The organism is Mesotoga sp. UBA6090, from assembly GCF_002435945.1.
Lineage (GTDB): Bacteria > Thermotogota > Thermotogae > Petrotogales > Kosmotogaceae > Mesotoga.
In genome coordinates this window covers 21,443-29,079 of sequence record NZ_DIXC01000081.1, presented here as the reverse complement: position 1 = coordinate 29,079, position 7,637 = coordinate 21,443, and the positions used below count along the sequence as shown (strand labels likewise).

Annotated in this window: 8 protein-coding genes; 3 read left to right on the top strand and 5 right to left on the bottom strand. The window is 46.7% G+C overall.

Annotation, left to right across the window (positions count from 1 at the left end; all coding sequences use genetic code 11):
• Positions 1-405: 405 nt before the first annotated feature.
• Positions 406-1,497, bottom strand: coding sequence for a glycerol dehydrogenase (locus tag B3K42_RS12585; RefSeq protein WP_110991064.1), 1,092 nt, complete (start codon positions 1,495-1,497; stop codon positions 406-408).
• 204 nt (positions 1,498-1,701) lie between these two features.
• Between B3K42_RS12585 and B3K42_RS12580 the strand changes: the two genes are divergently transcribed.
• The 3 genes from B3K42_RS12580 to B3K42_RS12570 all read left to right on the top strand — a co-directional run bounded on the left by B3K42_RS12580 (position 1,702) and on the right by B3K42_RS12570 (position 3,764).
• On the top strand, positions 1,702-1,905 hold the full coding sequence (locus B3K42_RS12580; protein ID WP_110991063.1) for a hypothetical protein: 204 nt from the start codon (positions 1,702-1,704) through the stop codon (positions 1,903-1,905).
• Between the two features lie 269 nt (positions 1,906-2,174).
• The gene (locus tag B3K42_RS12575) at positions 2,175-3,068 is read left to right on the top strand and encodes a carbohydrate kinase family protein (protein ID WP_110991062.1); all 894 of its coding nucleotides are present in this window, start codon (positions 2,175-2,177) and stop codon (positions 3,066-3,068) included.
• A gap of 69 nt (positions 3,069-3,137) precedes the next feature.
• Complete coding sequence (locus tag B3K42_RS12570; protein ID WP_220026659.1) at positions 3,138-3,764, top strand: SGNH/GDSL hydrolase family protein; 627 nt, start codon at positions 3,138-3,140, stop codon at positions 3,762-3,764.
• A 9-nt stretch (positions 3,765-3,773) separates the two neighbouring features.
• Here B3K42_RS12570 and B3K42_RS12565 read toward each other — a convergent pair whose 3' ends face one another.
• The 4 genes from B3K42_RS12565 to B3K42_RS12550 form a co-directional block, all read right to left on the bottom strand.
• A complete protein-coding gene (locus tag B3K42_RS12565) occupies positions 3,774-4,328 on the bottom strand; it encodes a peptide deformylase (RefSeq protein WP_110991060.1) in 555 nt (184 codons plus the stop codon).
• Positions 4,318-4,947 (bottom strand): NUDIX domain-containing protein, encoded by a 630-nt coding sequence (locus tag B3K42_RS12560; protein WP_110991059.1) that lies wholly within the window; start codon positions 4,945-4,947, stop codon positions 4,318-4,320. The genes B3K42_RS12565 and B3K42_RS12560 overlap by 11 nt, the downstream gene beginning before the upstream one ends.
• A gap of 126 nt (positions 4,948-5,073) precedes the next feature.
• On the bottom strand, positions 5,074-6,678 hold the full coding sequence (locus B3K42_RS12555) for a phytoene desaturase family protein (RefSeq protein WP_110991058.1): 1,605 nt from the start codon (positions 6,676-6,678) through the stop codon (positions 5,074-5,076).
• Complete coding sequence (locus tag B3K42_RS12550; protein ID WP_110991057.1) at positions 6,662-7,633, bottom strand: SDR family NAD(P)-dependent oxidoreductase; 972 nt, start codon at positions 7,631-7,633, stop codon at positions 6,662-6,664. Before B3K42_RS12550 ends, B3K42_RS12555 begins: the two co-directional genes overlap by 17 nt.
• Positions 7,634-7,637 lie beyond the last annotated feature (4 nt).

Genomic DNA, 7,637 nt, shown 5'->3' with positions numbered 1-7,637 from the left:
GAGGAATAAACCTAGAGAAAATAACCCTGGCTAAGTCTTTTCAACGCTTTACAAAGTTTTCATCGTTAGACTTTTCGGGAACTTAGGTTGAATAAAGGCTTTCAGAACTTCTCTTCTTCATTTTGTGCCCCTTTAGCCTTTTTTCTGTCGAACTCGGGTCGGAAGACGTCAACAAAATCAAAGAGAGATATGTCGTTGTCAAACCCTGGAGCGACTTGAGAGAATACATGTTTGAGAGGAAGGAAGCTTTCAAGGAGCTGTATAATTGTAATCGAGATCTTTTTGAGAAGAGATAAAACCTCTTTGACAAAAAAGCAGAATATTCTAGATAAAGAAATCAGCCGGAGGAATCCCCGGCTTCAAATCGGCTATGCAACTAAAGGAGGTTAAGGAAGGACTAGAAGACTAGACCTCGTTTCTATACTTTCCATATGCATCCGCTGCCTTGAGCGCAGAAAACACTGTTTCAGGCGTTATCTCGACCAATTCGTTGTGAATTGTCTCACCTTCTGTGCAGGAAGCTGCTGCAACTTTCATTAGCTGCTCATCAGTAACCTTGCCCAGCCCGATTTCTGCAAGCGTTGTTGGAAGTCCGACTGTTTCACAGAAGTCGAACACTTCATCGATTACGGCGGGGTCCTTCTCAGTAAGGAAGAGCGATGCAAGCGTTCCAAAGGCGACTTTCTCTCCGTGGAAGAACCTATGAGTCTCTTCCAGGGCTGTAAGCCCATTGTGAATAGCGTGAGCAGCAGCAAGACCGCCACTCTCAAATCCAAGACCACTCAACAGAGTGTTCGCTTCGATAACCTTTTCTAGAGACGAAGTCACGACATGTGCTTCGCAAGCATTCTTTGCCTGTTCTCCATATTTCAAGAGAGTTTCGTAGCAGACTCTTGCGAGAGAATAGGCGGTCATAGAACCGGGATTGCCTGTCATGTTCTTCGCGTTTCCAATCTGGCAGGACCTTGCTTCAAACCAAGTTGCAAGAGCGTCTCCCATACCGGAAACAAGAAACCTCGCGGGTGCCGAAGCTATAATCTTGGAATCGACTAGAACAAGATCCGGATTCTTCGGAAGGAATAGGTATCTCTTGAACTCTCCTTCGGGCGTATATATAACCGAGAGGGCGCTGCAAGGCGCGTCCGTTGAAGCGATAGTGGGAACGATAGCCACAGGAATCTTTAGATTGTGAGCGACAGCTTTTGCGGTGTCAAGGGTCTTTCCTCCACCAATTCCGACAAGCACGTCGGCTTTGTCTCCGGCTTTTCCGGAGAGTCTTTCAATTTCTTCATCAGAACACTCCCCGCTAAACTCGATTATCTCTGCAGATAATTCTTGATTCAGGGAACTCTTGATAGAAGGAATTATGTTTTCATACACAAACGGATCGGTTATTACAAAGGCGTTTCTGCCGAATCTTTTCAGTTCCTTTCCCAAAGAATTAAGCGCACCGGATCCCTGAACGTATCTCCCGGGGAAAATCGTAGCTCTTATCATTTTTCATATCACCTCCATATAAGCGATTATAAGTCGAAAGCCGATCGAGTTTATGAAGTAATGATCAATGAACATGAGATTCTATTTCTCGAGAATCGATCATTATTGTAAGCCGCATTGGGTGCTATAATATTAGATAGTGAAGATTGATTTGCGCTTCAATTAAGGACAACCACAGCATTTGTTTGAAGGAGGTGTTGTGAAGTGATTTACTACGTAGATGACAACGCAAAGCCGACCGGAGAACATGAAATCCATACGGAGTTCTGCGATAGGCTCAAGGAAGTAGAATCGAAGAGAAGGCTTGGAGATTTCGTGAACTGTTTCGGGGCCCTTCAGAAGGCGCGAGAGATATACCCAAATGTCGACGGCTGCGTTCATTGTTGCAGTGAATGCCATAAGGGCTGAAGCATCTTCATAAATTTCAGATTTATGATCACGCGTAAGGATATAGATATATCTGTTTTTTCCAGTCCGCATAGCCGGAATATTGGTTTTTTCCGTTCTTCTTCCGGCTTCTGGCTTTTTGTTTATCGTCCATTTCGCAGCCTCTTCTGAGATGATGTCCTGCGACGGTGAATCGCGTTTCCTTTCAAAGTACTGCATTCTTCACGGATGCAATAATCATTCAGAATTGATGTTTCTTGCCCGCTGATATTGGAGAAGAGAGTGGTGGAATGGACAGAGTAGTTATAGTTGGCAATGTTGATGTCGATATCATAGCAGGTCCGATTGACGACTGGCCTGAATGGGGAACGGAGATAGGAGTAGATACTGTTGATATGCGTATCGGCGGGCAGGCGGCCAACACGGCTGTCGTGCTTGCCGATCTCGGAGTACCGGTGGATATAGTGACGGTAGCCGGAAATGATCTCTTCGGGAAGGCATTAGAGCAACGATTCATTGAAATGGGAATTTCCGTCGAAGGGCTTGCCCTCATCGAAGGCAAGACTCCTCATACAGTTGCGATAGCTCATACAAGCAGTGAGAGAAGCTTCTTGAGCGACGAATCTGTCATGCGTTTCATGGATGTTGACTTTGTTAGCAATAAGCTTACTAACGTCAAAGGCGCACATATCCTGTTTTGTGGAATCAATGTTCTTAACGGTTTGAGAAGGGGAGACTTGAAAACGCTTGTGGAATCCCTTCACAATGACAACGTTATTTACCTTGATCCGGGATGGCCTCCCGATGGCTGGAAGTCATTCAGACCTCAGATAAGGAGCTTGCTGAATTCATTAGACTGGTTCTTACCCAACGAAGCCGAACTAAACGAGGTGACACAAGAAGCTTCGATTTCCAGCGCCGTTGAAAGCTTTCAGAGGGAGTTCACCAGTAATGCGATGGTGAAGATGGGCTCTGAAGGTTCGCTCATGATCTCTAGAGACAGTTCAAAAGAGTATTCGACCGAAAGGTCAGAGAACGTTGTGGATACGATTGGAGCCGGGGATTCCTTCAATGCCGGTTTTATCTATTCGGCGGCCGCCTACGGAAGTTATGATGTCGACCTTGCCCACAGGATCGCCAGAGACTGGATCGAGGGAAGATACAGGGAGAAGATTTCCTTGTAGGTTGCTTTGATTAGTTTTCGCAGTTTTTTGGAAGTATACTGTCTATTCATAAGCAGGGGGATGAAGAGAGTGTTTCTTAGAGAAGGTCAAAGAGTCCTCTTTCAAGGGGACAGCGTAACCGATACCGATAGAGACAGAGGGGACTTTTTCTCTCTTGGGAACGGGTATCCTGCAATTATCTCTGGACTCGTGGGTTCTGCGCATCCGGAACTGAGAATCGAGTTTCTGAACAGAGGTGTTGGAGGAGATAGGGTACGGGATCTTCGCCGACGCTGGGAAGTTGACTGCCTTGATCTCTCTCCTGACTGGGTTTCTATACTTGTAGGGATAAACGACTGCTGGCGCCTCTATGACAGCAACGATAGAACGGAGCCGGAGTGCTTCGAAAACGACTACAGGTATCTACTGGAATCGGTCAGGTCAAAGGGGGCATCTGTGATAATAACGGAACCCTTCTTCCTTCCAGTTTTCTCAGAGATGGAGAGATGGACTGAAGATCTTGGGCCGAAGATTCAGATAATCAGGAGAGTTGCAAGGGAATTTGGAGCGATTTACGTTCCGCTAGATGGAATTTTCGCTGCTGCAGCTGCAAGACGCCAGCCAGAATTCTGGGCCGAAGACGGCGTTCACCCCACTCCCGAGGGCCACGCCCTTATTGCCCGCCACTGGCTTCAGGCAATGAATATCGTTCTTTGATTAAGTAGTTTAATCTGAAATTGTCGGCTTGATAATGTAGTCTACAAGGCGATCGTAGTATTCGCGATTCCTTTCATATTCCGAGCGATATATGATACTTTTGGCATCTAATGCGTGATCTATTGCGAGAATGCCGTCGAGGTGGTCTATCTCATGCTGAAGCAGCTCCGATCTTGCCTGATCCACCCCCTTCCACTCGTGTTCGATTCCCCTTTCATCTTCATACACGACATCTATCGAAAGGCTTCTTTCGAGCCTAATGAGCAGATGTGGAAAGGACATGCAGTCATCCCACATAGTAAATACGGGTTTGCTGCGGTTGGTAATTCGAGGGTTCACAATAATGAAACTTTCCTGACCTAGATTGAGCGCAACGATTCTCTTAAGAATACCGATTTGCGGGGCAGAAATTCCGCGGCCAAAGCCCTTTTCATTCCTGAATTCGTCAAGGGCCTGCTTTAGCATAGCGAACTGCTTTATCGTCTCCTGGCTTTGAAAGTCAGTAACCGGAGATGATCTTTCCCGTAGCAATGGATTTCCAATAAGCAATACTTCACTCGTCATGATCAACCTCCGAAGGTTCTTTGCCTCTTTTCAAGAGATTCGCTAGAGCTACTGCCGTTCCGAGGGGAAAGAGCATGATCCCGGCTTTCAGAGAACCGGCGACGACTTTTCCCCCTGGCGAGATTATATCTTCAAGTCCTATCTTGCGCTCAAGACTTTCGCAAAGCAATTCTTTAGATATGGCAATCAAAGCGCTTACCTCCTCGGGGTCGAGTTTGAAGGGAGTATCATCTATGAAATGCGCATTAAAGCAGGCGATGAAGTACGGTCCTTTCTCTGGCAAGTTCTTTCGTCGATCAAGCATTTTGTATATCATTCTGGGGGCTGGGGATGGAAGCTCAATGGTATCGACAACGCTTCCGTCTGACTGAACTATATCTGTCCTCGCTGAATGAATTATTTCAACGGCCTTTCCAGTCTCTTCAACTGCTTCGCGTTTTGCTGCCTGGATGAACCCCTCGCCTTCTTCACAGTGTCCACCGATTCCGGCGAAGAACCTTTCTCCGGACTCTGTTCGATGCTTCCTTCCAGAAACCTGAAAGAGGTAGAGGCCCCGGTTTTCTAGAATCAGTCCAGTACCCTTTTCGGAATTATCTGGAATCAAACTGCTGATGTTCATAATATTCTTTCCTTCATTACTCGATTGTCGAGCCAATCATATATTTATCCAAAGAGGCGATCTTCTACTTGTCCGAAGACCACAGTCACTGGTCTACAGACAACGTTGTGGTTTTTAGCTGCCGGATCAATCGTTCTTCATGGTCTTTATAACGGAATCGGCCGCCAGCTTTCCCGTAAGTATGCTTATCGGTACACCGGAAGGGCTGTAAGCCCACTGGCCGGCCTGAAGAACATCCGGTATCTTCGTTTTGACCGAGCTGTTTATCTTCATCATACTGGCTACCACTGGTATCGGCTCCTCGAAAGACCATCCTACGATCGAGCCTTCCGAGCTGCCGGCGTAACTCTCTATTGAAAGAGGGCTGCTGGAGAATGAAAAGAGAATCCCGTCTTTCAAAATCGGGTACACTGAGTCTGAGAGGACTTTGATTATTCTCTTTTCGAGCTCTTCTTTCAGCTCGCCGTACCAGCCGGATTCATACGCTTTTTTCACTATCTCGTATTCGAATAGAGTGCTTACTATCACGCCGGTCTTTCCTTCAGGGGCTAGGTTTTTGTCCTTGAGAACTGGGATCGAAATCTCGTAGGTGCTCAGTTCACAGAACCTGTCCAGCCAGCTCATGACTTCTTCTTTTGAATTGACCGACCAGTTCTCAAGCATAGACTTCATTTCGCTGCGATGAGTCTCGCCAAGCCCCTTCTTTGAAGGGGTATAGAAAAAGTGCTCGCTCGAGATCGCTTCGAATTTTTCGGGCGGTTCATCAATCGCGATGAAGACGCTGAAGATAGAATCGGTCCCGTGTTTCTTCGATATCTCGGATCTAAACGTGTTGATCGTTTCCACTTCGACTTCAGGCAGTCCATCTGTTTTCAGAATGGAGTAGAGCTTCTTTAGGTCGGCAGCCCACACGAGTTTCCTGTACTTATAGGATCTTCCATTGCTATCCACGATTACTTTTTTTCCGGCATGGATCTCGGTCACTTCCCTACCCGTCTCGACTTCCCCGCCAAAATGGATTATTTTTTCTCTTACGCGTTCAGCCATAGTTCCAACTCCGCCCTTCGGGTAGAAGTAATCCTGATAAAGGTAGAAATAACTCATGGCGAAAAAAGTGGGAGTGTTCTTGAAGAAATGCTGATCAATGATATCTCTCAAAGACCTGTTTTGGACAATCTTCTCGAGAAATTCCTCGACCGGCATCTGGAATTTCCCTATTCTTCGGAGAGTGAAAAGGAACTTGAACAGCCAGGGCAGGTACACTTTGACAAAATACGACTTGTTATTCTTGAAGTCCATGAAAAGGGGATTATCGACTCCGTAGAGAATCTCCATGTCCTTCATGATTCTCTTTATGAATGAAACAACTCTCTCGATCTCATCCTCGCTTCCAGGATACATCTTTTTAAGGAGATCTGAGTACTCCTTCAAACTTTCCTTCGAGGTCACACGAATAACACTATCTTCAATCCCGACAGATACCGGACTCTTGACTCTTTCGATTTCAATCCCAAGCTCCCTTAGCATCGGAAGAATGATTCCCGCACTTTCGAGCGCCCTTACACCACCGTCAAAGAGGAAGCCATCCCTCCAGAAGGAGTTGATCAGGCCGCCACATTTCTCGTTCTTCTCCAACAAGAGGACTTTAGCTCCGTGCTTTGCAATATATGCGGCACTGGTCATTCCGGCTATTCCACCGCCAACTATTATCGCGTCAAAGATCTCCATCATTGAGTCCCCCCATTCGCAGGCTTACCTGCCAGAGTTCATTAGCTGTTTCCATGTCGAGTGCGGGAGGGGCCGGAATCTCTTCCGTGGTTAGGTTGAAGAACCTTCCACCGATATCCTGGAGATCGCGGGAAGCACCCAAATAGAAAAGGGCTTCTGCCGAGATTTCCGGGGAGCGTGAGAATCTGTCGACAACATTTCTCTTATACCATTTGTAGAACGCCCCATTTTCCTTTCCCGTACTCGTCTTGACTGCACCGGGGTGCATTGCGTTGATTGTGACGCCGCTTCCTTCGAAGTATTGATCGAGAATAAGCATACTAAGCAGCTGGCAAGTCTTTGCGGAACCGTAGGCCTTAAGGCCACTGTAGCGTCTCTTCTGCCAGTTAAGGTCCTCCGTTTCTATTCCCCAGACGGCGAAGCGATGACCTTCCGAGTTCACCATAATAATGCGTCCCTTTCCTTGAGCTTTCATCTTCTCTTTTATCAGATAGTTGATGACGAACGAGGAGAGATAATTGACAACGAACGTCGTTTCTAAGCCTTCCTTTGTTAGCTCTTTGCGCTTCAGATAGACTCCCGCGTTGTGTATTAAGACATCTATTGTATCTCCCATCGCCGAGAGCTCTTCACCGACTCTCAGGCTATCGTTTAGACTGCTGAAGTCGGCTATCATATATGAACACTGGACACCGAAGTCACGTTTGAGTTCGTCGCAAAGCCTTTCCGATTTCTCCCTGTTTCTGTTTATGGAAAAAATCTTCGCCCCATGGCTTGCATACTTCCTGCATGTGTAGTATCCAATACCCGATGTGCCTCCGGTGATAACCATTAGGCGATCCTCGAAATCATCATTGCAAATCTTTGGATCGGACTTGTTGTTCTTCATCATCGCGCGGATGTTTGACCATTTGTATTGTTTCCAGTATTTGCGGATGGTGTTCTCGCCTCTCTCCATATGC

Bases quoted from the DNA above. Each gene is read 5' to 3' on its own strand.
- B3K42_RS12565 (WP_110991060.1), bottom strand. From the start codon at position 4,328: ATGACGAGTGAAGTATTGCTTATTGGAAATCCATTGCTACGGGAAAGA.
- B3K42_RS12560 (WP_110991059.1), bottom strand. From the start codon at position 4,947: ATGAACATCAGCAGTTTGATTCCAGATAATTCCGAAAAGGGTACTGGA.
- B3K42_RS12585 (WP_110991064.1), bottom strand. From the start codon at position 1,497: ATGATAAGAGCTACGATTTTCCCCGGGAGATACGTTCAGGGATCCGGT.
- B3K42_RS12575 (WP_110991062.1), top strand. From the start codon at position 2,175: ATGGACAGAGTAGTTATAGTTGGCAATGTTGATGTCGATATCATAGCA.
- B3K42_RS12555 (WP_110991058.1), bottom strand. From the start codon at position 6,678: ATGATGGAGATCTTTGACGCGATAATAGTTGGCGGTGGAATAGCCGGA.
- B3K42_RS12550 (WP_110991057.1), bottom strand. From the start codon at position 7,633: ATGGAGAGAGGCGAGAACACCATCCGCAAATACTGGAAACAATACAAA.